The organism is Nocardia sp. CA-119907 (assembly GCF_050955995.1).
Taxonomy (GTDB): domain Bacteria; phylum Actinomycetota; class Actinomycetes; order Mycobacteriales; family Mycobacteriaceae; genus Nocardia.
In genome coordinates, this window is sequence record NZ_CP192091.1 from 6,531,048 (window position 1) to 6,554,951 (window position 23,904).

19 protein-coding genes are annotated in these 23,904 nt (G+C 65.7%); 6 read left to right on the plus strand and 13 right to left on the minus strand.

What is annotated here, in order from left to right:
- Positions 1 to 36: 36 nt before the first annotated feature.
- The 3 genes from ACQP2D_RS29015 to ACQP2D_RS29025 form a co-directional block, all read right to left on the minus strand.
- Positions 37 to 840, minus strand: coding sequence for an alpha/beta fold hydrolase (locus ACQP2D_RS29015; RefSeq protein ID WP_433679099.1), 804 nt, complete (start codon positions 838 to 840; stop codon positions 37 to 39).
- Complete coding sequence (locus ACQP2D_RS29020; RefSeq protein ID WP_433679100.1) at positions 812 to 2,542, minus strand: DUF3556 domain-containing protein; 1,731 nt, start codon at positions 2,540 to 2,542, stop codon at positions 812 to 814. The genes ACQP2D_RS29015 and ACQP2D_RS29020 overlap by 29 nt, the downstream gene beginning before the upstream one ends.
- Positions 2,543 to 2,631: 89 nt before the next feature.
- Positions 2,632 to 4,056: an MFS transporter gene (locus ACQP2D_RS29025; RefSeq protein ID WP_433679101.1), complete on the minus strand. Its 1,425-nt coding sequence runs from the start codon at positions 4,054 to 4,056 to the stop codon at positions 2,632 to 2,634.
- Positions 4,057 to 4,225: 169 nt separating this feature from the next.
- Here ACQP2D_RS29025 and ACQP2D_RS29030 point away from each other — a divergent pair, with 169 nt between their 5' ends.
- Entirely contained in the window at positions 4,226 to 4,744 is a 519-nt protein-coding gene (locus tag ACQP2D_RS29030; RefSeq protein WP_433685794.1) for a helix-turn-helix domain-containing protein, read from the plus strand.
- Positions 4,745 to 4,751: 7 nt separating this feature from the next.
- Here the strand turns inward: ACQP2D_RS29030 and ACQP2D_RS29035 are convergent, their stop codons facing one another.
- Positions 4,752 to 5,543, minus strand: a complete 792-nt coding sequence (locus ACQP2D_RS29035; RefSeq protein ID WP_433679102.1) for a transporter substrate-binding domain-containing protein — start codon at positions 5,541 to 5,543, stop codon at positions 4,752 to 4,754.
- Positions 5,544 to 5,655: 112 nt separating this feature from the next.
- Here ACQP2D_RS29035 and ACQP2D_RS29040 point away from each other — a divergent pair, with 112 nt between their 5' ends.
- Both ACQP2D_RS29040 and ACQP2D_RS29045 read left to right on the plus strand, forming a co-directional pair.
- A complete protein-coding gene (locus tag ACQP2D_RS29040) occupies positions 5,656 to 5,937 on the plus strand; it encodes a YggT family protein (RefSeq protein ID WP_433679103.1) in 282 nt (93 codons plus the stop codon).
- A gap of 37 nt (positions 5,938 to 5,974) precedes the next feature.
- Positions 5,975 to 6,742: an alpha/beta hydrolase family protein gene (locus ACQP2D_RS29045; protein ID WP_433679104.1), complete on the plus strand. Its 768-nt coding sequence runs from the start codon at positions 5,975 to 5,977 to the stop codon at positions 6,740 to 6,742.
- Here ACQP2D_RS29045 and ACQP2D_RS29050 read toward each other — a convergent pair.
- The gene (locus ACQP2D_RS29050; RefSeq protein WP_433679105.1) at positions 6,722 to 7,546 is read right to left on the minus strand and encodes an SAM-dependent methyltransferase; all 825 of its coding nucleotides are present in this window, start codon (positions 7,544 to 7,546) and stop codon (positions 6,722 to 6,724) included. The genes ACQP2D_RS29045 and ACQP2D_RS29050 overlap by 21 nt on opposite strands.
- A gap of 125 nt (positions 7,547 to 7,671) precedes the next feature.
- On the opposite strand from ACQP2D_RS29050, the gene ACQP2D_RS29055 reads away from it, so the two are divergent.
- Positions 7,672 to 9,804: a putative bifunctional diguanylate cyclase/phosphodiesterase gene (locus tag ACQP2D_RS29055; protein WP_433679106.1), complete on the plus strand. Its 2,133-nt coding sequence runs from the start codon at positions 7,672 to 7,674 to the stop codon at positions 9,802 to 9,804.
- 20 nt (positions 9,805 to 9,824) lie between these two features.
- Here ACQP2D_RS29055 and ACQP2D_RS29060 read toward each other — a convergent pair whose 3' ends face one another.
- The 6 genes from ACQP2D_RS29060 to ACQP2D_RS29085 form a co-directional block, all read right to left on the minus strand.
- The gene (locus ACQP2D_RS29060) at positions 9,825 to 13,298 is read right to left on the minus strand and encodes a protein kinase domain-containing protein (RefSeq protein ID WP_433679107.1); all 3,474 of its coding nucleotides are present in this window, start codon (positions 13,296 to 13,298) and stop codon (positions 9,825 to 9,827) included.
- A 183-nt stretch (positions 13,299 to 13,481) separates the two neighbouring features.
- A complete protein-coding gene (locus ACQP2D_RS29065) occupies positions 13,482 to 14,594 on the minus strand; it encodes an ABC transporter ATP-binding protein (RefSeq protein WP_433679108.1) in 1,113 nt (370 codons plus the stop codon).
- Positions 14,595 to 14,604: 10 nt separating this feature from the next.
- Entirely contained in the window at positions 14,605 to 15,423 is an 819-nt protein-coding gene (locus tag ACQP2D_RS29070) for a carbohydrate ABC transporter permease (RefSeq protein ID WP_433679109.1), read from the minus strand.
- The gene (locus ACQP2D_RS29075) at positions 15,420 to 16,367 is read right to left on the minus strand and encodes a carbohydrate ABC transporter permease (RefSeq protein ID WP_433685795.1); all 948 of its coding nucleotides are present in this window, start codon (positions 16,365 to 16,367) and stop codon (positions 15,420 to 15,422) included. Before ACQP2D_RS29075 ends, ACQP2D_RS29070 begins: the two co-directional genes overlap by 4 nt.
- Positions 16,368 to 16,381: 14 nt before the next feature.
- Complete coding sequence (locus tag ACQP2D_RS29080) at positions 16,382 to 17,755, minus strand: ABC transporter substrate-binding protein (RefSeq protein ID WP_433679110.1); 1,374 nt, start codon at positions 17,753 to 17,755, stop codon at positions 16,382 to 16,384.
- Positions 17,748 to 18,743, minus strand: coding sequence for a sugar-binding transcriptional regulator (locus ACQP2D_RS29085; RefSeq protein WP_433679112.1), 996 nt, complete (start codon positions 18,741 to 18,743; stop codon positions 17,748 to 17,750). The genes ACQP2D_RS29080 and ACQP2D_RS29085 overlap by 8 nt, the downstream gene beginning before the upstream one ends.
- Positions 18,744 to 18,843: 100 nt before the next feature.
- Between ACQP2D_RS29085 and ACQP2D_RS29090 the strand changes: the two genes are divergently transcribed.
- Positions 18,844 to 20,349, plus strand: coding sequence for a mannitol dehydrogenase family protein (locus tag ACQP2D_RS29090; protein WP_433679113.1), 1,506 nt, complete (start codon positions 18,844 to 18,846; stop codon positions 20,347 to 20,349).
- Between the two features lie 136 nt (positions 20,350 to 20,485).
- Here the strand turns inward: ACQP2D_RS29090 and ACQP2D_RS29095 are convergent, their stop codons facing one another.
- Together ACQP2D_RS29095 and ACQP2D_RS29100 are read right to left on the minus strand one after the other, a co-directional pair.
- Entirely contained in the window at positions 20,486 to 20,941 is a 456-nt protein-coding gene (locus ACQP2D_RS29095) for an SRPBCC family protein (protein ID WP_433679114.1), read from the minus strand.
- Between the two features lie 211 nt (positions 20,942 to 21,152).
- Positions 21,153 to 22,409, minus strand: a complete 1,257-nt coding sequence (locus ACQP2D_RS29100; protein ID WP_433679115.1) for a cytochrome P450 — start codon at positions 22,407 to 22,409, stop codon at positions 21,153 to 21,155.
- Positions 22,410 to 22,664: 255 nt separating this feature from the next.
- On the opposite strand from ACQP2D_RS29100, the gene ACQP2D_RS29105 reads away from it, so the two are divergent.
- The gene (locus tag ACQP2D_RS29105) at positions 22,665 to 23,897 is read left to right on the plus strand and encodes a transcriptional regulator (protein ID WP_433685796.1); all 1,233 of its coding nucleotides are present in this window, start codon (positions 22,665 to 22,667) and stop codon (positions 23,895 to 23,897) included.
- Positions 23,898 to 23,904 lie beyond the last annotated feature (7 nt).

Genomic DNA, 23,904 nt, shown 5'->3' on the forward strand with positions numbered 1-23,904 from the left:
GGTGGACGGGGTGAGCGCGGTGCCCTGCGGGGATCGTCAGACCGGGGTCTGGTGGTCCGGACCCGCGGCAGTGGTGCAGGTCAGGATTGTTTGTAGGACCAGATCGGGGTTGTCGATCATGGGGACGTGGCCGACGCCGGGGAGGATCTCGAATGTGGCATCCGGAAGGCGCTGCTTGGCGATCGCGCCATTGACCGTCGGCGGGAATACTCGGTCGGACTGGGACCAGGCCACGGTGATCGGGCATGGTAGTGGGGCGAAGTCGGCGATCTGGTCGGCGGTGTTGAGCAGATCATCGGTGACCGTGCAGGCGAGCAGGTCGGCGACGATGCCCCGCGCCGTGGCCGGGTCGAGTCGGTCACCTCGCTCGGCGATGACACGGAACGCCATCCGCCGTACCAGCGGGGCACGGAGTCCCAGCGGTGCGAGCGGTCGAGTCAGGCGCGCGAAGGTGGCATTGCGCGCGATCGTGGCGGAGGAATTCGCATGGCCGGTTCCGCCTGCCTCCCAGAATCCGGCCGGTGAGAACGCACACACGCTGCGGGCCCGGCCGCGCCGAGCAAGTTCGACGGCGGTCCACCCACCGAGCGAATTCCCGACCAAATGTGCTGTGCCCCAACGATTTTCATCCATCAGCCGTTCGACCTCGTCGACAAAGTCGCCGATCCGTGCCGGTCGCCGCGTCACCACCGCCCCACCACGATGCCCCAATGCCGTCGGCGCGAGCACTCGATACCGCGCAGACAGCGGCGGTATCAACGGATCCCACACCCGCGCCGACATCGTTACACCGTGCAACAAGACCAGCGGCTCACCGCTCATCGGAGCCTTCCAGGACATGGACGGGGACGTCGTCGGCCCAGGGTTGGCGGGTCACCATATCGGCGACATTCACAGTACCGCGTTCGAATTCGCCGGTGGCGGCGTCGACGAGGCGGTAGGACTGGGTTTGTTTGTGGATGGGTTGGGCGTCGAGGAGGACGACGCGGACCTCGCCGGGGGCGAAGTGGCAGCGTTCGTGCATGGCGGCGATGAGTTGCTCGTTGTGCATATGGCCGTCGCCGAAGTTCCACCCGACCGCGGTGCTGCAGATGCGTTCGCCGTCGGTGATGGTGTATTCGTCCTCGCGGCCCGCTGGCATGGCGCGGTGGACCAGGGTGAACAACGCCCGGCCGTGGGTGTTCATGGCGCGGAAGGCGTAGCCCATGAACATCGGGATCGCTGCTCGGTCCTTGCCGTAGACCCGTTCCAATTGGGCCTGCGGCATGCTGGCGATCGCGACAATGCCCTGGTTGATCTTCTCGGCGGCCGAGGGCTTGATGCACCACATCGTGGTGTCCCAGTTGCCCGCGTAGTAGCGCATACCGGGCAGGAACGAAATCCGGTGCGGGAAGAGGTTTCCGGCGATCACGATGCCAGCGATCACCAGGAACAGCAGCAGCACCGGCACCGGGTGCGCCGGACTGCCGAGACCGAGATCGGCGTGCGCGACGAACAACACCAGCACACCGAAGATCATGAAGACATTCCACTCCAGCGGCACACCCATCGGAATGGCCGTCAGGATCGCCAGGTGGAAGCACACCATCATGAATGCGGCGACCGCGGTCAACCAGCCACCGTGGGAGAAGAACAGGACCAGCGGAATGCCCATCTCGACGGCCGTGCCGCCGTGGGCGAAGATGCGCGACAGACGTCCCGGCCGCAGGTCATCGGGAAAATTCTCGAAGAACTTGCGCTTGAGCGACTTTCGCCGGAATACCGCACTATTCGACATCATCGTCGAGACCACGAACGGAAAGTGTTTGTTCAGCTTCGAGGTCGCCGCACCCATCCAGATCACCACGAAGACCAACTTCGCCGCGACGACCATATCGGCGGCGAAGAGAAAGGTGACCGCCAGCGTCGCATAGACCTCGCCGCGCGCTGCCAGGAAAATTACCTTGTCGCGCAGCCCGATCACTGCCAGTAGCGCGAGAATCGCCGCGATCTGCCACACCGGCAACAGCCCGACGGTCGTATCCAATTCCGGTACCGGACCGGTGCCATCGGAGAACAATGCGACCGCGGTCATTACCAGCAATGCCGCGTACAGCACGATATCCACCGGAGCGCGGCCGGTCCCCTTGGTCAGCGGAACCACCGACGGCCACGGCGGAAGCCGAATGGTCCTGGGCCGCAACCAATACAATATCGATCCCAGCGGCGGAAAGTACCTATTGTTCAGCGGACCGAAGCCGCAACCGAGCCCGATCACCTCGAACAGCAGTGTGTACAACACCACCTTTTCGAAGACGATCGGCTCGGACCACCAGTCACCGACACTGGTGAATCCGTCGATCCCCTTGGTACACAGGGCGATCAGCCAGCCACCGAGGATGTAGAGACAGATCTTGCCGACGTAGAACAGGTGCAGCACGACCGGCGTCCCGAACCCCACCTCGGCCCAGTGCCGGGCCATCGGGCGGATCCGCTCGGCGCGAGTGCCCTTGCTCCACTCCGCCATATCGACCACGGGCAGGTCGGGTTGGAAAAACCCCATCAGCACTCTCCGATTCGCCGACACCGAGGCACCAAGCCGAATCAGGACCCCGATGTCCTTCGATACGTTGGCAGCTAGACCATGTGCTGTCAATCGGATGTCCCGGCGACCGAGACCTTCGGCGGCGTTCGCACATCGGCGCGCCGAGCCGACACCCTCCCGACACCGACGACGAGCAACCCACACACCGCGACCACAATCCACCCCTGTCGGGACGCGTGCGCGAGCGCGCTATCCGCTACGCCGGTGACAATGCCGCCGGCGATGGCGATACCGAGTGCCGCACCGAATTGCCTTGCGGAGGAGGTGATCCCACCCGCGACACCCGCCCGGTCGGCGGGCAGACCGCTCACCGCGGTATTGGTGATCGGCGCGTTCGCGAAGCCGAAGCCGACACCGATCAGGAAGTAGGCCAGCAGTAGTAGCGCAAGGCTGGTGTGGTCATCGAGGCGTACCAGGCAGAGACCACCGACGGTGATGAAGCCACCCGCCAACAGCAGCGGCAGCCGCGGACCGACCCGCCCGACGAGAACTCCCGACAACGGCGCGCAGACGGTGGCGGCAACTGCCAGCGGCAAGGTGACCACACCGGCCGCGACCGCGCTCATGCCGCGCGCATGCTGCAGATAGAGGGTATTCAGCAGCAACGTCACGCTGAACGCGACGAACAGCACCACCGCACCGACGACAGCCGCAGTGAACTGGACCCGCCGGAACAGGTGCAGATCCATCAGCGGCTCGTGCCGCCGCGACTCGGACCACACGAAACCGACCGTCGCCGCCACCACGCAGCTGTATCCGACCAACGCCGCACCGGACCCCCACCCGAGCCGCGGCCCTTCGATGAGCACCGCCACCGACCCGCCGACAACGGCGATCAGCAGCAGCTGGCCGGGACCGTCGAGCCGACGCGGCTGCACCGCACGAGATTCCGGTACGAATACCGTGGTCAGTACCAGGGCCACCAGGACGACCGGCACATTGATCCAGAATACGGATCGCCAACCGAGAGCCGCGATGAGCGCACCACCCAGCGTGGGCCCGACGGCCATGCTCAGCCCGAAGATCGCCGCCCACACCCCGATCGCCCGCGCCCGTTCCTTGGGCTCGGTGATCGCATTGATCACGATCGCGAGCGCCACCGGGCTGAGCATCGAACCACCGATGCCCTGGACAACGCGAGCCGCGATGAGCACACCGATGGACGGTGCCACCGCACACGCTGCCGAGGCCACACCGAAGACGACCAGTCCGAATTGGAACACTCGTCGTCGTCCGAAACGATCGGCGATCGCCCCCGAGGAGATCAGCAGACCCGCCAGCATGAGGGTGTAGGCGTCCACCGTCCACTCCAAATCGCGTGTCCCCACGCGTAATCCGGATCCGATCGAGGGCAGCGCGATATTGACGATCGTCGTGTCGAGCCCGACCAGGAACAGGCTCAGGCAGCATACGGCCAGCACGGTCCAGCGCCTGCGCGCTCTGATGGGCTGGCGTGAGGCGTTCATACGCATGGTCATCTCCGGTCGACGATTCGGAATCGGGCACCCGATGATCGCGGCAGCAATCGTCGAACTGGCAGTTAATTTGCGGAAACCGCAAAATGGTCGAGTGGACGACGACCTCGCTCAGCTACTCGACGCCATTGGCCCGCGGCTGCGCGCGCTGCGCCGCGATCGCGGCATGACTCTCGAGGCCCTGTCCGCGGTGACCGGCATTTCGGTGACCGCGCTGTCTCGCCTCGAATCGGGTAAGCGACGCCCGACCCTCGAGTTACTGCTGCCACTCGCCAAGGCACACCGCGTCGCACTCGACCAGCTCATCGCCGCACCGGCCACCGGCGATCCCCGCGTCCATCTGGTGCCGCGCCGACACCGTCGCAGCGGCAGCGTTGTCGTGCCGCTGACCCAATATCCCGGCCGCCTGCAGGTTTTCAAACAGGTCATTGCACCGCGACCACCGAAGCTCGTCACCCATGCCGGATACGAATGGCTCTATGTGCTCGCGGGTGAGTTACGGCTGATCCTCGGCGATAGCGATATCGTGCTGCGCCCGGGTGAGGTCGCCGAGTTCGACACCAACGAGCCGCACTGGTTCGGTCCCGCCGATGACCGGACGGTCGAGATCCTGCATCTCTTCGGACCGCAGGGCGCGAAGTTGCGGGTGCGTGCTCGCCGGCCGGTGCCGCCGGCGCACGCCTAGCCCGGTATCAGCCGATCCAGTCGGTCAGCAGCTGATTGCTTCTGCCACTGCGGATTTCGGACTCGAGCCAGGTGTTGACGACGGCGTTGAAGAGGGTGTCGCCCTGCGGCAGGAGGTACGCCTTCGGGGCCGAGTCGAAGGGGGCGTCGGGGTGCAGGACCTGGAGGGTGATGTGGGTACGTTGGCGATAGCGCCCCTCGACCGAATCGGTCACGAACACATCGGCATTGCGCTGTTCGATCTGGTCGTAAATGGTGAGGTTATCGGGCCAGATGGTGAGTTGGGCCGCGGGGAAATTGGCGCGGGCGAAGGCCTCGTTGGTGCCACCGCGATTGACGATGACCCGGACCTCGGGGCGGTTGATCTGCTCGATGGTCGCGTAGGAATCGGCATCGGCGCGCCGGGTGACCGGAGTCTTGCCGTCGATGGATGTGGCAATGGAGAAATCGGCGACCCGGCGGCGGGCCGCAGTATCGGAGATGCCGCCGACGGCGATATCGCAGTGCGCGAGGAAATCGTCGGTCAGGGTGGACCAGGTGGTCGGAATCCATTGCGGGACAACATGAAGGGTGGCAGCGAGGTCGGTGGCGAGCGCGATGTCGACACCGCGATAGGTGCCGTCGTCTTCGCGCAGGGTGTAGGGCGGGTAGTCACCGGTAGTGCACACCCGCAGCACGCCCGACTGTTGCACGGTGAACAATCGGGACGCCTCCTGCGCCGTCGCGATGGGCCCGGTGGCGAGCAGCCAGCTCACGGTCAACAGAACGGCTATCGGCAGATATCGGAGCGGTCGGCGCATCGGGACAGGCTAACCGACCTGATAGTCGGCTGAGAACCCGACGAATTGGGACACTTCCCAGTCGGTCTCGCACGTTGATACTGGTAGCTGGCCAACCACGAAGGAGTTCGACATGCACTTTATCGGAACTTTGCTCGGGTTAGCCCTGACGCTATTCGTCCTGCTGCTGCTCGCCCGGCTGGTATTCGATTGGATCGGGGTGCTGGCCAATGGCAACCACCCCAGCTGGGTGAACCGTGCCCGCGAGCTGAGCCACACCTGGACCGAACCGGTGATCGCGCCGGTCCGCCGGTATCTGCAGCCGATCCGTCTGGGTGGGCTGTCGATCGACCTGGCCTTCACCGTGGTCTTCATCGTCGCGCTGGTCCTGCGTGCCATCGCCTTCAGCCTGTAGCCGGTAGCCCCGGCCGTCGAGGCGTTTGATGGACCTCATGACCATCGACGCCACCATCGCCTACGGCTCCCACCCCGACCAGCTGGCCGATCTGTACCTGCCCACCACCAACGATCCGGCACCCCTGGTATTCGTTCTGCACGGCGGATTCTGGCGTGCGGCCATCGACCGGAAGCATGCCCGCCCGGAGGCGGAGGCGCTCGCCGCGCTCGGATATGTGGTCGCGAGTATCGAATACCGCCGCGTCGGCGATGGCGGCGGCTGGCCGGGCACATTCGACGATGTCGCGCGGGCGCTCGATGAGCTGCCCGGATCGGTCGAGGATGCCCGTCCGGGCCGAATCGATGAGGGCCGCATTGCGTACGTCGGACATTCGGCGGGCGGCCATCTGGCCCTCTGGGCGGCATTACGGCATCACCTCCCGTGCGGCGCGAGCTGGCGCGCCGAGACCGCACCGCGAGTCGCCGGTGTCGTCGCCTTGGCCCCGGCGGCGAATCTGATCGACGCCTATCACCGGGGCAATGGCCAGGGTGCGGTGGCCGATTTGCTCGGTGGCGGACTGGACGAATTGCCCGAGCGCTACGCCGCGACCGATCCGGCGCTGCTCGGCACCACCGATATCCCGGTCGTCGTCGTACACGGCGATCAGGACCAGCGCCTGCCGATCGAGATGGCCCGTGAATATTGCGCGAAATCCGGCGCGGAACTCGTCGAACTGGCGGACATCGGGCACTTCGAACTCATCGATCCCGCTTCCGCCGCATGGCCTTTCGTGGTTGCGGCGCTACGGCGCTGCCTCGACTGAGTTCTTGCGGGCGACACCGCCGTAGGCGCCGGATTGCTCGGGCGCGTCAGCGATATCGTCGGGATTGTCGGGCCGCCACAGCGGCAGCTGCACCAGACCGGGTTCCACCAGCGACCAGCCGTCGAAGTACGCGGCGATCTCGTCCTTGGCGCGCAACACGATTTCGGTCGAAGTGCGGCCGGAGAGTTTCTGCGCCTCCAGAACCTCGGTGGGTTGTCCATCGGAGGTGGCATGGGTGATCGCCAGGTAGCTGCCGGCTGCGACCGCATCCCGCAGCGCGGCCACACAACCCCGCGGATCGGCATCGTCGCCGACGAAGTGCAGCACACCGAGCAGCAGTACCGCGACCGGCTCGTCGAAGTCGATCAGCTTGCGCACCTGCGGATCGGCCAGGATGACATCGGGCTGGCCGACATCGGCCTGGATGACCGCGGTGCGCGGATCGCCGTCGAGAATGGCGTGACTGTGCGCGACCGCGACCGGGTCGATATCGACATAGACCACCCGCGCCGACGGGTCACGCCCCTGCGCGACCTCGTGCACATTGCCGACCGTCGGAATCCCGGATCCGATATCGAGGAACTGGTTGATCCCGGCGTCGACGAGGAAGCGCACGCACCGGCGCAGCAGATCCCGATTCGCCCGCATGGTCTCGGCGACATTCGGCGTGAACGCCTCGATCTGGCGCGCCAACTGCCGATCGATCTCGAAATTGTGCATACCGCCGACGAAGTAGTCGTAGACCCGCGACGCACTCGGCCGATCCAGATCGATACCCTCGGGAGCCCAACTCGGTCTGGTCATGAAAACCTCTCGTACCGCCCATATTTCGGTCGCCCCGCACACCAGCGATTCGCCGCCATCGTATACCGGCCATTGATGCACCGCCCGGCTTCACGGGTGCTCCCCGGCCGGTAAGATCGGGCGACATGGGTTGGGAAGCCGGGCCCGGTTCAGGAGACGGCCCGAGCGCCGATCTGACCGCCCGCTGGACAGCCGCGCTCAGTGATGGGCACCGCGATCATGTGGTGCCGATGAGTGCGGCCGAGGCGCGTATGTTGTTGACCCGGCTGGCCCGGGGGTTCGAAAACGCCGCCGAACCCGACGAACCAACCGAACAGGTCGCCGAACTGGGGGCGGAGCTGGCCCGATCGCATTTCGTCGGCGACGAGGTGCTCGGACGCAGCCTCGCCGTGTTGAGCGCCTATTTCACCGAGGCGGGCACCATCGCCGCCGAGCGCTTGGCGCAGTTGCTCGGCGCCTTCGCGAATGGGTATATCCGCGCATTCCGGGCCTGGCTGCTGGCCGAACAGGAGAGCGTGCGCACCGCCGAGATCGCCGCTCGGCGCGCCGTCACCGAACAGCTGCGCGCCAGCGACGCGCGGCTGCGAGCGGTATTCACCCAGGCCGGGATCGGCACCGGGCTCTCGGATATGAGCGGCCGGATCCTCGAGGTCAATACCGCGTTCGCCAGCATGCTCGGCTACGAACCCGAGCAGATGTGCGAACTCGCGGTCACCGATCTGACGCATCCGGAAGACGATCCGGATATGTGGGAGCTCTATCTGGCACTGCTGCGCGGCGAACACGATAACGTCCAGGTCGAGAAGGCCTACCGGCATCGCGACGGCAGGACGGTCTGGACCAATCTCAATGTCTCGCTCATCCGCGACGAACGCGGTCGGCCCCAGTACACGCTCGTGCTGGTGGAAGACATCTCCGAATGGCACGCACTGCGCGAACGCCTGCACTACCGCGCCCACCACGACCAGCTGACCGGTCTGCCGAACCGGTCGAAGTTCATCGACGCGCTCACCGCCGCCTTTGCCGACCCCGCCGCCGCCTTCGGCCTCTGCTACATCGACCTCGACCATTTCAAACTCGTCAACGACACCTTCGGACACGCGGTCGGCGACGAACTGCTCATCCAGGCCGCGGCCCGCCTGCGCGCCCGGGCCCGTCCCGGCCAGCTCGTCGCCCGCATGGGCGGCGATGAATTCGTCATCCTGGTCCCGCAGGCCAACGCCTCCGACCGGACGGCCGAGGTCGCGCAGACCATGCTCGACGCCTTCGCCAAGCCGTTCGATATCCAGGGCCACCACCTGAACGTCAGCGCGAGCGTCGGGGTGATGGCCGGACGTGCCGACCACCGCAGCGCCGATGAACTCCTGCAGGCCGCCGACACCACGATGTACTGGGCCAAGGCCGCGGGCCGCGGGCGGTACGCGATCTTCGACGCCGACCGCGGCCGTCGCGAGCACACCCGCGCCGAACTCTCGGCCGCCATGCCCGCCGCCTTGGCGCGCGACGAACTCTTCCTCGACTACCAGCCCATCGTCGCCCTGGGCGACCAACGGATGGTGGCGGTCGAGGCCCTGGTGCGCTGGCGACATCCCGAACTGGGCGTGCTCACCCCGGCGCAATTCGTCGACCTCGCCGAGGACAACGGCCATATCGGCGCGCTCGGCGCGCAGGTACTCGAGCGCGCGTGTCACGACAGCCGCGACTGGCACACCCGCTTTCACGAGCACACGCCGATCGTCAGCGTCAATGTCTCCGCCGCCGAGGTGGCCGATCCGACCTGGCTGGACCGGGTACAGCGGGTCATCGCGGAGACCGGGATAGCGCCGGATCGACTACAACTGGAACTGACCGAGCGCGCGTTCATGCACACCACCGGCCGGCCGCTGCAGGCACTGCGCACCCTCGCCGAAGCCGGAATCCATATCGCCATAGACGATTTCGGCACCGGCTACTCCAATCTCGCCTACCTCGGCCAACTCCCACTCGATGTCGTCAAACTCGCCGGCCCGTTCATCCGCTGCATCCGCACCCCCGAATCCCCCGGTGCCACCGATCTGCTGGTACTCGAATCGATCATCGAACTCACCCACGCCCTCGGCTACACCTTGACCGCCGAATGTGTCGAAACGCGGTATCAGGCCGACCGACTCGCCGCACTCGGCTGCGATACCGCGCAGGGCTGGCTGTTCCACCGCCCGATGCCCGCCCATCGGGTCACCGATCTGCTCGCCGCGACCCGTGTCACCATGGGCGAGTAGTCGCTCCGACGACTATCGCGTCAGATTGTTTGGGCCGCATGGGCATTGACCAACGCGAGTAGGAATTCGCTTGGTACGTCCGGCCATTCGGAACGCCAGCGGCCAGCGAGCTGATCCTCGTGCACCGCGGCGATCGTGGCCACGACGTATGGTCCCCCGTCGAGCAGATAGCGGACCGATCCGAGTTCGGCACACTGGGCGGCCACCGTCACCAGCAGGGTCTTGGCCGCATCGGCGCGGCCCGCGGCGGCCAGGCAGGCGATCAGCAATCGACGCGCCTTCAGCAGTTCCCTCGGACGCTCGACCGATTCGAGCAGGTCGACCCATTCGCGCGCCCAGGTACACGCGAGTTCGGTCCTTTCCGGCGATGCCGCGGTGAGCAGCAGCCGGATCGCGGTGAATTCCTCGTACAGTACGGTGAATTCGTCGATCGGGTCCACCGGCTTGCGGCGACTCCGATAGTCGACAACGGGCAGCGGGCCGAATTCCGGATGCGGCGGCAGCCCGAGCCGCAGCCGCTCGTTCTCCACCTCCGCACCCAATCGCGGCAACGACATCGCACGGGCAACGCGGGCACCCTCGTTCAACCTGCGAATGGCGGCCGCGCGATCCCCCCGCAACGCTTTGATGCGGGCCCCGACGACGTAGCGCGCCAACTTGAAATCGACAACGCCCGCCTCGGGACCCAGTTTGTATCCCTCATCGAGTAGCCGTTCGGCCTCCGCGACTTCCCCACGCTCATAAAGCAATTCGCCCAGCAGGGAGCCGGCCAGCCGCGCGCCGTAGGAGTGACTGCCGCCGGATTGTCTGGCCACCTTCATCGCCCTGCGGAAGTATTGCTCCGCCCTGGTGATATCGAGCTGCAGGCTCGCGGCGAGTCCGAGAAAGCACAAACCGTTGACGTTGTTGTAGAAACCCTTGTTCTGCCGCATATACGGCGCGGACCACTCCTGAATGCGCAACGCCTCGTCGAAGTCGTAGCGATAGCCAGCGGCGAAGGTCGCGACATTCGCCCCGATCGCCACCACATACGGTGACAGTTCTTCGGCGCGGAAGAAGCAGGGTGCCAGCATATCGCCGATACCGGCGAGCACATCCGCGCGCACCTGCACCACCGCACGCACCACACCGGCCTCGGCACGCAGTCGCGCCGCTGTCTCCTCGTCGAGTTCACCACTGTCCACATTCGATTCGGCCAGCCGCAGCGCGCGTTCGGCCGGACCGGCACGGTGCAGCAGGATATTCGCCCACGCCAGATCCAATTGCAGCCGGGGATGGGTTTCGATGATTTTGGCGGGCAGTTTGTTGACCAGACCGATGAGGGTGGCGAACTGTCCGTACTCGAGCAGCGACATACCGTCGCGTTCGACGATCTCGATGGCGCGCTGCTCATCCTCGGCGAGCAGCGCGTGATCGACCGCCTCGCTGACATGCCGATGCTCGGCCAACCACCGCGAGGCCGTCCGGTGCAGTTCGGTGATCCGTTCGGGCCGATCACGTTCCAGCCGCTGCTGCAGGAAATCCTGGAACAGGTGGTGGTATCGGAACCAGTTGCCGTCATCGAGCTTGCGCAGGAACAGATCCTGGAGTTCGATCTGCTCCAGCATGGCCTGCCCATCCGCTACGCCGGTGAGCACCGAGGCGAGTTCGCCGCAGATCCGGGGCGTGATCGAGGTCGCCACCATGAAGTCGAGCATGCCGGGTTCCAGGGTGTCCAGCACGTTCTCGACCAGGAATTCACTGATGGCATGGTGACGTCCGGTCAGATGGCTGATCAGCTCGCCGGGATCATCGCTGCCGCGCAACGACAATGCCGCCAATTGCAGTGCCGCCACCCAGCCCTCGGTGGATTCGGTGAGATCCTCGACATCACCGCGATCCAGCTCCAACCTGCCCAGCTCCACCAGGAAGGTGTACGCCTCCTCGACATCGAAACGCAGTGCGTCAGGACCGATTTCGACCAGCTCGTCGCGGGCCCGCATCGAACTCATCGGCAGCCCGGTCTGGCTGCGGCTGGTGATCACCACATGCAGTGTCGGACTGCAGCCCTCGATCAGATAGCGCAGCGCGCGGGCGGTCGCGGGATCGGTGGCGCGGTGCCAGTCGTCGATGACGACGACGAGTTGTTCACCGCGCCGGTCGATATCGTTGATCAGCGAGGTCAGCACGTAGCGTTCGCATTCGTCGCCGTGCTCTTCGAGCAGTTCGCCGAGTTCGCGCGCCAGCGACGGCCGTTCGGCGCGAATGGCTTCGATCAGGTGGGACAGGAACCAGACCACGTTGTTGTCGTCATTGTCGACGGTCAGCCACGCCACCGCCACGTCTTCGGCGCTCAGCGCCTGGCACCATTGCGCGGCGAGGGTGGTCTTGCCGAATCCGGTGGGGCCGTGGATGACCGCGAGTCTGTGGTTGCGTCCCTGGTGCAGCAGTGCGATGAGCCGCTGCCGGTCGACCAGCGGGCGGTTGGCCACCGGTGGTCGCAAACGCGTGGCCGGCACGGGCGGAGTGATGGTCGTGCGCATTGCGGAAGTGCGGCGGCGACCGGTCGCGGGCGGTGTGGGTGTCGGGCGGTGTCCGACGGGTTCGGGGGCGGGCAGCGGGATCGGCATCTCGTCGGGCGGCAGCCCGTGCCGTTCCTGGATCTCGCGCAGTTGTTCACCGAATTCGGCGGCGCTGGTGGGCCGTTCGTCGCGTTCGCGGGACATCGCGGCTTCGATCGCTGCGGTCACATCGGCGGGCAGACCCGCATCGCCGAGGTCGGGAATCGGATGCTTGGTGATGCGGAGGAACTGCGCGACCAACTGTTCGCCGCTGCGCCGTTCGAAGACCGCGTGGCCGGTGCTCGCGCAGAACAGGGTCGAGGCCAGGCTGTAGATGTCGGCGGTCACATCCGGGACATGTCCCTGCAGCACCTCGGGTGCGGTGAAGGCGGGTGAACCGGTGATGGTGCCCGCGGTCGTCTCGAAACCACCGACCAGCCGGGCAATGCCGAAATCGGCCAACTGCGGCTCACCATATTCGGTCAGCAGGATATTTCCGGGTTTCACATCGCGGTGCAGCATGCCGCGTCGATGCGCGGTTTCCAGCGCACCCGCGATCCTCACCCCGATATGCAGCGCCTCCTGCCAGCCGACCGGGCCGTGCTCCTGGATGCGGGCGTCCAGCGAACCGTGCGAGTGATAGGGCATCACGATGTAGGGCCGTCCGGTCGCGGTGGAGCCCACCTCGAAGACGCCGACGATATTCGGATGTCCCGAGAGCTTGCCCATGGCGAGCTGTTCGCGGACGAATCGTTCGAGATTCTCCGACTCCAGATCGGCGGTGAGCACCTTGATGGCCACCGTGCGATCGAGGGCGGGCTGGGCGCACCGGTACACCACCCCGAAACCGCCGCGTCCGATCTCGACGGCATCGGTGAACCCGGCAGCGTCCAATTCCGCCGCGAACCCTGAGGTCAGGTCGCGTTGCGTGGAAAGCGGATCGATGTGCGCCACGACGACCTCGATACAACAATCAACCAGTTACTTCGAGGATATTCCCGTCGCCACGATTGTGCGCGAGCTCGTCCGAGATGGTGACGCAACTCCCGGCGGCGCACGCGATCCGGAGCGCCGAATGTCATTGCGCCGAAACATTCGGCCACCGCGATCGGGGCTATTCGTCGGCGAACAACGCCCTCAACCCGCGATCCGGATTCCGTGCACGGGGTGGAACAGGTGCACCGAGGCGGTGTCGCGCACCCGCATCGTCACCGATTCGCCCAGCGCGGCGGGCGCCCGGTCGGCGGAGCGCGCCACGAAGGCGAGCTGCTCACTGTCGAGACCGGTGAGCGGGGAGTCGGGGACGCGGGCGTGGACATATGATTCGCTGCCGAGCTCTTCGATCAGCTCGACGGTGACGCCGAAACCGGTTCCGTCGCGGCGCAGTTCGAGCTGCTCGGGCCGGATGCCGATGGTCACGGTGTCGAGTCCGGCCTCGGCGAGACGGGCCAGTTGTGTGCGCGGCAATTCGACGGTGGTACCGGCGACGCGGACGCCGTCTGCCACGACCGGCACGGTGCACAGATTCATCGATGGCGAGCCGATGAATCCGGCGACGAACGCATTGGCGGGCCGATCGTAGAGTTCGGCCGGAGTGCTGAACTGCTGCAGCTTGCCATCGCGCAGCACCGCGACGCGATCGCCCATGGTCATGGCCTCGACTTGGTCATGGGTGACGTAGACGGTGGTGGTGCCCAAGCGGCGCTGCAGGGCGGCGATCTGGGTGCGGGTCTGTACGCGCAGCTTGGCGTCGAGGTTGCTCAGCGGCTCGTCCATGCAGAACACCCGCGGCTCGCGCACAATGGCACGGCCCATCGCGACCCGCTGACGTTGTCCGCCGGACAGTTTGGCGGGCTTGCGATCGAGATAGGGTGTCAGGCCCAGCAATTCGGCGGCATCGGTGACGCGCTTCTTGCGTTCGGCCAACGGCACCTTCATCATCTTCAGCGCGAAACCCATATTCTCCCCGACGGTCTTGTTCGGGTAGAGCGCGTAGTTCTGGAACACCATGGCGATATCGCGGTCCTTCGATGGCACACCGACCATATCGGCGCCGTCGATGCGGATCGTTCCGGCGTCGATCTCCTCCAGCCCGGCGAGCATGCGCAGGGCGGTCGACTTGCCCGAGCCCGAAGGTCCGACCAGGACAATGAATTCGCCGTCGGCGATATCCAGATCCAGCGCATCGACCGCGAGCGTATCGGCGCCCGGGTAGACGCAGGATGCCGAGTCGTAACGGATTGTGGCCATTGACTTTTCCTTACTTGATGGCGCCGAAGGACAGCCCGCGCACCAGCTTGTTCTGCGCGAGCCAACCGGCGAGGACGACGGGCAGCGCGGCGAGTACGGCGGCCGCGGACAACCGCGCCCAGTACAGGCCCTCGCCGGTGATGAATCCGACCAGGAACACCGGCATGGTCTGGGCCTGCACCGCGGTGAGATTCACGGCGAAGAAGAATTCGTTCCAGGAGAAGATGACGCAGATCAGCGCGGTGGCCGCGATACCGGGTGCGACCAGCGGCAAGATCACCTCGCGCATCGAGGTCACCAGGCTGGCGCCGTCCATGCTCGCGGCCTCGAGCAGTTCGCCGGGCACCTCCAGGAAGAACGAGCGCATCATCCACACCGCGATCGGCAGATTCATCGCGGTATAGAGGATGACGAGCGCCCAGATATTGTCGAGCAGTCCGATATCGCCGACGATCACATACAACGGCACGATCGCCGCGACGACCGGCAGCATCTTGGTGCCGATGAAGAAGAACAGCGCGTCGCGGGTCTTGCGCACCGGCCGCAGCGACAGTGCGAAGGCGGCCGGAATGCCCAGTGCCAGAACCAGCGCCGTGGACACCGCGGTCGCGAAGGTGGAGTTCAACAGGCTGGTGCCGATGCCGCTGTCGAGTACGGCGGAGAACTGGTCCAGCGTGGGGGTGAACAAGAGCTTCGGCGGGTCGGTATAGGCGTCGCCCTCCTGTTTGAACGCCGTCAGCACCATCCACAGCACCGGGAAGAACATGCCGATGCCGACCGCCCAGGCGAGCACACCCCAGATCAGGCCGGACCGTTTGCGAGCGTTCATGCCGCCGCCTCCTTCCCGGTGAATGTCTTGAACAGCAGTCGCAGCGCGAAGGTGGCGATCACGGTGGTGGCGATGACGGTGACCACACCCATCGCGGCGGCCTGGCCGATATCGAAGCCGAGGAATGCGCGCTGGTAGATATAGAACGGCAGATTGGAACTGGCGATGCCGGGTCCGCCCGAGGTCATCATGTACACCGAGTCGAAGGTGTTGACCAGATAGATCGCACCCAGTACCGCACCGAGTTCGATGAACCGGCGCAGGTGCGGCAGCGTGAGTTCCCGGAAGACCGCGAAGGAATTCGCGCCGTCGACCCTGGCGGCCTCCACGATGTCGCGGGGCATCGATTGCAGCCCGGCCAGGATCAGCAGCATCATGAACGGCGTCCACTGCCAGACCAGATCCGCCATCACCGCGGGCAGCGGATATTTGCTCACCCAATCGGTCTGACCGGCGCCGAAGGGTTTCAATACGAAATTGACCAGCCCGAAGACCGGATCGAGCATCGTCGTCTTCCAGATCAATGCAGCCGCAACGGGCGTCACGAGGAACGGGGTGATCAGCAGGGTGCGCACCACACCGCGGCCGAAAAAGGCGCGATCCAGTAGCAATGCCAGCAGCAACCCCAGCACCACCGAGATGATGACGGTACCGACGATCAGGATCACGGTATTGAGCGCGACCTGGCGGAACTGACTGTCGCGGAAGACATCCGCGTAGTTCTGCAATCCGGTGAAGTGCCGCGATCCGGGCCGGACCAGATTCCAGGACTGCGTCGAGTAGTAGAGCGTGAAGACGAACGGCACCTGAGTGACGACGATCAGGAAGATCAGCGCGGGCAGTAGCGGTCCGCGCCGTCGCCAGGCCTCGGCGCGCGAGAACCGGTGCGATCGCTCGGCGACGGGCGGGAATCCGGCGGGCGCCGATGCCGCAGGGGCAGTGATTGTTTCGGACATGACTACTGATTCCCTCGATACGACCTGCCGACGGTCTCGGCATACTGCTGTGCTTGGTCGAGTGCGGCGCGCACGCTGATCCGGCCCGCGACCGCGGCGCTGATCTGCTGGCTCACCCGGGTTCCCAGATCCTGGAACTCCGGAATGGTGATGAACTGGATGCCGGTGTACGGCACCGGTTGCACGGTCGGATGTTCCGGGTCGACACCCGACATCGCCGCCAGCGTCAGCGGCCCATAGGCCTTCGAAGCCGCCTTGTACTCGGGAATCTCGTAGGTGGATTGGCGACTGCCGGGTGGCACATGTGACCAGCCGAGCCGCTGGCCGACCATCTGGATATAGGGTTTGCCGGTCATCCAGGAGATGAATTTCCATGCGGCGTCGGGTTTGTCGCTGGATTTCGGAATGCCGAGCGACCAGGTATAGAGCCAACCGGAATCGGGTTTGCGCACCGTCGGCGCGAGCACATAGCCGATCTTGCCGACCACCTTGCTCGACGCCGGATCCTCGAGCACACCGACGGCCGAGGTCGCGTCGTACCACATCGCGGTATTGCCCTGGGACAGCTGTGTCGCGCATTCACCGAATCCACTGGTGGCCGCGCCGGGTTCGCCGTGCGCGCGGACCAGGCCGATATAGAACTCGACGGCCGCGACCACCTCCGGGCTGGTCAGCTGGGCATGCCAGTTCTCGTCGAACCAGCGGCCGCCGAAGGTATTGATGACCGTGTTCAGCGGGGCGAGCGATTCTCCCCAGCCGGGTTTGCCGCGCAAGCAGATACCGGAGCGACCGCTGGCCGGATCGTCGAGTTTCGCCGCGGCCTGCGCGACCTGCTCCCAGGTCGGTTCGGCGGGCATGGTCAGCCCGGCCTGCTCGAACAGATCCTTGCGGTACATCAGGAACGACGATTCGCCGTAGAACGGCACCGAGTACATATCCCCGTTGTAGGACAGCGACTTTCGCAGCGACGGAATGAAATCCTGTTCGTCGTAGCCCGGGGTCCGGCGCGCGTGGCTCGACAGATCGACCAACCACCCGTTCGCGGCCCACTGCGGCGTCTCGTAATTGCTGATCATGACGACGTCGAATTCACCACCGCCCGTCGCGACCGATGCGGTGATCTTGGCGCGGGCCTCATTCTCCGACAGGGAGACGAATTTGAGTTTGGTGCCCGGATTTTCGCGCTCGAACTCACCGGAGAGCGCGATGGCATCGCGCATCTGCGAATTGGAGACCATGGCGATGGTGACGGTGTCCCGGCCACCGGAGGTGAACGACCCGGCCCCCGCGCAACCGGACACCCCGAGTAGTGCCGTAACAGCCAGCGCCACTGCGGATTTCGTTAATCGCCCGCTCACAGGGCTCGGTCTAGGCATCGGACAGGCCCTCCTTCCTTTCCAACAGCCACCGCGCGCACTCGATGTCGGTGACGAGGATCTTGGCCAGCCCTCCGCGCAACGCACCGAGAACCGCTTCGTGTTTCACCGGTCCACCGGAGATCAGCACCGTGGCGGGGCACCGCCGGATGGCGTCGAGGCCGACCGAAACCGTCCGCTGCGCAAGCGAACCCGCGATATCGCTGCCATCGGCGTGGAAGAACCGACCGCCGATCTCGCCGACCGCCCCGAGCCCGCGCAGTTCGTCGAGGATCGCGGTGTCGAGATAGCTGCCCTCGAACAGGGTGGTGGCGGTGGAGACCGGTCCGACGCCGAACATCATCACATCGGCGGTGCGACCGAGCGCTATCGCGCGCCCGAGCACCGAATCCTGTTCCAACGCGGTGACCGTCGCCGGATCGGCGTACAGCGGGGCGTGCAGGCGAACCGGTGTCGCCTGCAGTTGCATCGCGCATCGGCCCAGCGTGTAGTCCACGCCGGTCTGGTAGTCGAATGAGGTCATCGACCCGTCGAGCTGGACGACGCGCGCGCAATGCGCGGATTTGGTGCGCAATTCGTGCGCGACGGCGATCGTCTCCGGACCCCAGGTGAATCCGAGCGTATGCGTCGGCTGCAGCCGCCGGGTCAGCACGCCGACCGCGGCGCGGGCCAGGGGCTGCAGGCCCGAGGGCGAGCCGTCCGGAATATCCCCGAGCACCACCGCCTCGGTGAGCCCGAATGCCGCCTCGATCTCGCTTTCGATATCGGTGTGCACGGATGAGCGCAGGTCATCGGGAACGCTGATTTCGATGCGCACCAGTCCCTGCGCTCGCGCACGGGCGATGAGCCGCCCGGCGGTCGGCCGCGAAACACCCAGCTTGGCCGCGATTTCGGCCTGCGTCGCACCTTCCAGGTGATAGAGCTGCGCGGCCCGCAATGCGAGCCGGACATCGTCCGCCGTGCCGGGCCGGGATGGTTCGGTGGCCACGCGAGCTCCTCATTGACGCTGATCATCTGCTCAGCATGTGATCTATTGCTCACAGAGGTTACCATCGGAATGTGACGTACACAACAGTCGAGGGGTTGTCATGAGCGAGGCCACATCCATCACATTGCGTGCCGCGACCGTCGGCGATCTATCTGCAGACCTGTCGGCACCGAATTACGACCGCTCCCGAATCACCAGTGGCATAGTGCATTTCGGCGTCGGCGGATTCCATCGGGCGCATCAGGCGAGCTATCTCGACGAGTTGCTGCGGCGCGGTGGAGCGCGCGACTGGGGAATCTGCGGGGTCGGGGTGCGGCAGGAAGATCGGCGCATGCGCGATGTGCTCGCGGCACAGGACGGCCTGTACACACTGTCTGTCGTCGCAGCCGACGGCACCCGGACGACCCGCGTGGTCGGCTCCATCATCGAATATCTCTACGCCCCGGACGACCCAGAGGCCGTCATCGAGAAGCTGGCCGCCCCGGCGACCCGGATCGTCTCACTCACCATTACCGAGGGCGGCTACAACGTCGCCGCGACCACCGGCGAATTCATCGCCGACAATCCGGAGATCCGCGCCGATCTTACTCCGAATGCGTTGCCCGCCACCGTATTCGGGCTCATCACCGAGGGGCTGAGGCGGCGTCGCGCGCGCGGCATCGCACCGTTCACCGTGCTGTCCTGCGACAATATCGAGGGCAACGGCCACGTCGCGCGCCGCACATTCGCCGCCTTCGCACGGCTGCGCGATCCCGCACTGGGCGACTGGGTCGAGCACACGGTGCGATTCCCGAATTCGATGGTGGACCGCATCACCCCGGTCACCCCGCCGGGGACATCGGCGGAGCTCGCGCGGCGCTACGGCGTGACCGATCGCTGGCCGGTGGTGACCGAACCGTTCACCCAATGGGTGATCGAGGATTCGTTCTCACTCGGCCGACCGGCGCTCGACGAGGTCGGCGTGCAACTCGTCAGCGACGTCGCGCCCTATGAGCTGATGAAACTGCGTCTGCTGAACGCGAGCCACCAGGCGCTGGCCTATCTCGGATATCTGAGCGGCTACCGGCTCGTCCACGAGGCGGCGCAGGATCCGGTCTTCCAGCAATTCCTGATGCGCTACATGGACCACGAAGCGACGCCGACCCTGTACCCGGTGCCCGGGGTCGACCTGGATCGATACAAGCGCACCCTGATCGAGCGCTTCGCCAACCCCGCGATCGGCGATACCATCGCCAGGCTGTGCGCCGAATCCTCGGATCGGATCCCCAAGTGGCTGCTGCCGGTGGTCCGGCGGCAGCTCGCCACGGGCGGCGAGATCACCTGTGCCGCAACGGTGGTGGCCAGCTGGGCACGCTACGCCGAGGGGGTCGACGAAGACGGCGCGCCGATCGAGGTGGTCGACGCGCTGCGCGAGCGCCTGATACCGCTGGCCCGTCGCCAGCGCGACGATCCCACCGCATTCCTCACCGATCGCTCGATATTCGGCGACCTGATCGATGAGCCACGCTTCGTCGATGCCTATACCGCGGTCCTGAACGCACTGCACACCAAAGGATCCCGCGCCACCCTAGTCGAGCTGATGCGATCGGACAGCCAGCGGGGATGACGCGTTCTCATGTCGGCAGTCCGGCCCGCGGTGGCGCCCCGGCCCTCGATCTCACCGCCGGTCGGCGTTTCTTCCGTTCGGCGTTGCGCCCCTGCTACGGTGTGCGAATTATCCTCCGGCCCAGGGCGTTACCGGGCTAGTTCTCGGCGAGCTCCGCGAGTCGATCGAGCGATGCGCCAAGTTTGTCAGCGGTGGTCGCCCGAGCACGGGGAAACCGATTCTCGTCGGTCAAACGCGACCAGTCGTAGGTGTGTGTGACGCGGGTATGTGCCGGATCCAGCGGTTCGAGCTCCCAGCGCCACAGGTGCCCCGGGGGCTGCTGCTCCGGTTCCGCGGGCAGCCAGGCAATACGACGTCCCTCCTCGAACTCCACCACATGGTTCTCCCGAACCGACCCCTTGGTGGTCGTCATCTGAAACATCTCGCCCACCTCCCGCACACGCTGCCCCGCCGCTGCCTGCGCCAGGTTGTCATTGCCATCCCAGCGCGGCTGTTGCGACGGATCGGCGATCAACTCGAAGATCTGCTCCACCCCGGCGGCGATATCGCGACGGGCACTGACAATGCGCGGGATTTCGGTGTCATCGGTCATGCTCCGATCGAAGCATCCGACCCCTGGCTGACGCCAGCCATATGCGGCGATATCGAACCGGGGCAATCGCCCCTTCGCCGACGGACATCAGCGGCCGCTGCCCCGGCTCACCGCGGACCGTTCCGCTATCAGCTCTACGCTGAGCGGTATCTGCGTGCGGCGCAGCGCTGCCCCGGCGCAGCGGCCGAAGCCACTACGCCGGGTTACGGATTCAAAGGATTTGCAGCGGAGGGGACTTGGAAAAACTGATGGGGAGGGCAACGAGGGCGCGCTGGAATGGGCCCGGGCGCCAGGTCAGGGCCTCGACGGGGACGGCGAGGCGCATGTCCGGAAGTGCGTCGAGTAGTTGATCGATCGCGTCCTGGACGATCAGTGATGCGACCGATCGGGCCGGGCAGGCGTGCGGACCTGCGCTCCAAGCCAAATGTGAGCGATTGTCGGTGTACACCCCGGTATTGATCGCGGGATCGTTATTGCAGCCGGTCATGCTGATGACCACCGGCTGGTGTGCGGGCAGCCAGGCGCCATCGATCAGGATCGGCTGCTTCGGGAAGGTGACGCAGTAGTTCGACAGGGGCGGGTCGGTGAACAGCACCTCGTCCAACGCATCGCGGGTGGACAGGCTCCCGCCGAGAATGCCACCGGCGAATCGGGTATCGGTCACCATCAACCGCAACGTATTGACGATCAGATTCTGAGTCGGTTCGATGCCCGCGCCATAGAAGCTGAGCACCTGGTGGATCATCTCACCGTCATCGAGCTGCGCCGGATGGGCCAGCAGCCGCGAGACGATATCGTCGCCCGGCTCTTCGCGTTTGAGACAGATCAGGTCGAACATGGCATCGGCGACCATCTTATTGCCCGCTGCGGCATCCACGCCCTCGATCAGCGCGGCCATACCGGCGGCGGCGCGCTGACCGATTTCCGGTGGGCAACCGAGCATCGCATTGATCACCGCGAAGGATAGCGGGAAGGCGTACTGGCTGATCAGATCCGCCGTGCCGACCTCGCAGAAGGAGTTGATCAGCGGAACGGCGATCTGCTCCACCGTGGAATGCAAAGCGAACAGGTCGATTTCGACGACGCCGGCAACGGTCGCCTCGCGGTAGCGAGTGTGCTCGAGGCCGCTGCTGCGAATCGCGGCCGGACGCCATTCGAGCATCGGCCGAATCGGACAGTCTTCGGGAATGCTCTTCTGCCAGGTCCGTGAATCGGCCGGAAAATGATCGGGATCATTGAGGATGCGCAGCGCCGTGTAGTAACCGATCACCAGGGTGGCCGGCACACCCGGCGACAGTTCCACCGGCACCAGAGATCCGTATCTACTGCGCATATCGCGGTAGGCGGCGTGCGGATCCGCGGCGAATTCCTCTGAGTACAGCGCGATTCGGGGACCATCGGTATCGATCGGTGAACCGTGTGCGACCGGGTAGGTACGGGTGTGCGTTGCCGACTCTGGCGTGGTCAAGTGACGTAACTCCAGTTGATGAGCAGAACAGTGAGCCGGGCGCGCATCGATGCGGCCCGCGCAGAGCAACGGTCAGCGTACGTGGATCGCGCCACTGCGTCGCACGCCTTAGTCCCATCCCTGGCCATGCCATATGTGACCGGCATTACAGTGGTTATGGGCAGATACGAAGGAAACCGATTGAGCACAGCAGCGCACGGCAATCCCTGGGTGGCCGTTCGACCGGATGACGACCTCACGCAGTTGGCACTGCGGATGTCGTCGGCGCACCGCTGTTTCCTCGAAGGCGTCGACCGTCTGCCGACCGTGCGCCCCGACGGTGATTCGGTGCGTCCGGTGGTCCTGGATTCCTGGCGGCGCAGCCGCAAGAGCGGTGTAGACCCGGACGGTCTCGGCGATGCGGTGGGCATCGGCGATCTGGAACTGCAGCGCTATCGGGCCAACCATCCCACCGCGCTGATCCGGCCGATAGTGCGGAAGTTGCTGGTCGAAGACGCCGCCGAGGCCGGACTGCTGGTCGCGATCAGCGATGCCGGGGGCCGGTTGCTCTGGGTCGAGGGCGATTCGAAGGTCAAAGATCGGGCGCTGGCAATGAATTTCGTGGAGGGCGCCGATTGGAGTGAGGAGCGGGTCGGCACCAATGCGCCGGGCACCGCACTGGCCCTCGATCATCATGTGCAGATTTTCGGGGCCGAACATTTCAGCCGGGTGGTGCACGAATGGAGTTGTTCGGCCGCGCCCGTACACGATCCGCGCGACGGCCGGATCATCGGCGCCATCGATATCACCGGCGGTCCGAGAGTCGCAGCGCCGGAGGTGTTGTCGCTGATCCGGGCGACGGTGCTGGCCGCGGAATCCGAACTGCGGCTGCTCATGCTCGATTCGCCGCAACCGCTCGCTCCCCCGGCGGCCCGCCTGCAGGTGCTCGGCTCGAACCGGCCGACGCTGACCCGCGGCGGCGAGCCGATCCGGCTGTCGCAGCGGCATGCCGAAATCCTCTTGCTGCTGGCCGAATATCCCGAGGGCCTCAGCGCCGACCACCTCGCCATGCTGCTCGACGAATCGGAGCTGGATCCGGTGACGGTGCGGGCGGAAATGTCGCGCGTGCGAAAGATGCTGGGCGCCAACGGACTCGGCTCCCGTCCCTATCGGCTGCTGCTGGATCTGGATACCGACGTCGCCGAGGTTCGACGCGCACTCGCCCGCGGCGACACGTCGGCGGCAGTGCGCGCCTATCCGGGTCCGATCCTGCCCCGCTCACTCGCACCCGGTATCGATGAACTGCGCGCCGAGTTGCGCGGCCGCCTGCGCGCCGCCCTGTTGACGGCGGGCGACCGTCGCCTGCTGGCCCGCTGGACCGGTTCGGTCGACGGCCGCGACGACATTGCGGCGTGGACCGCCTATCTGTCCTCGCTCGACCGCCGGTCCTCGATGTATGCCCAGGTAGAGGCGCAGTTGCGACTGCTCGATCGCAAATTGGGCAACTGACCAGTTT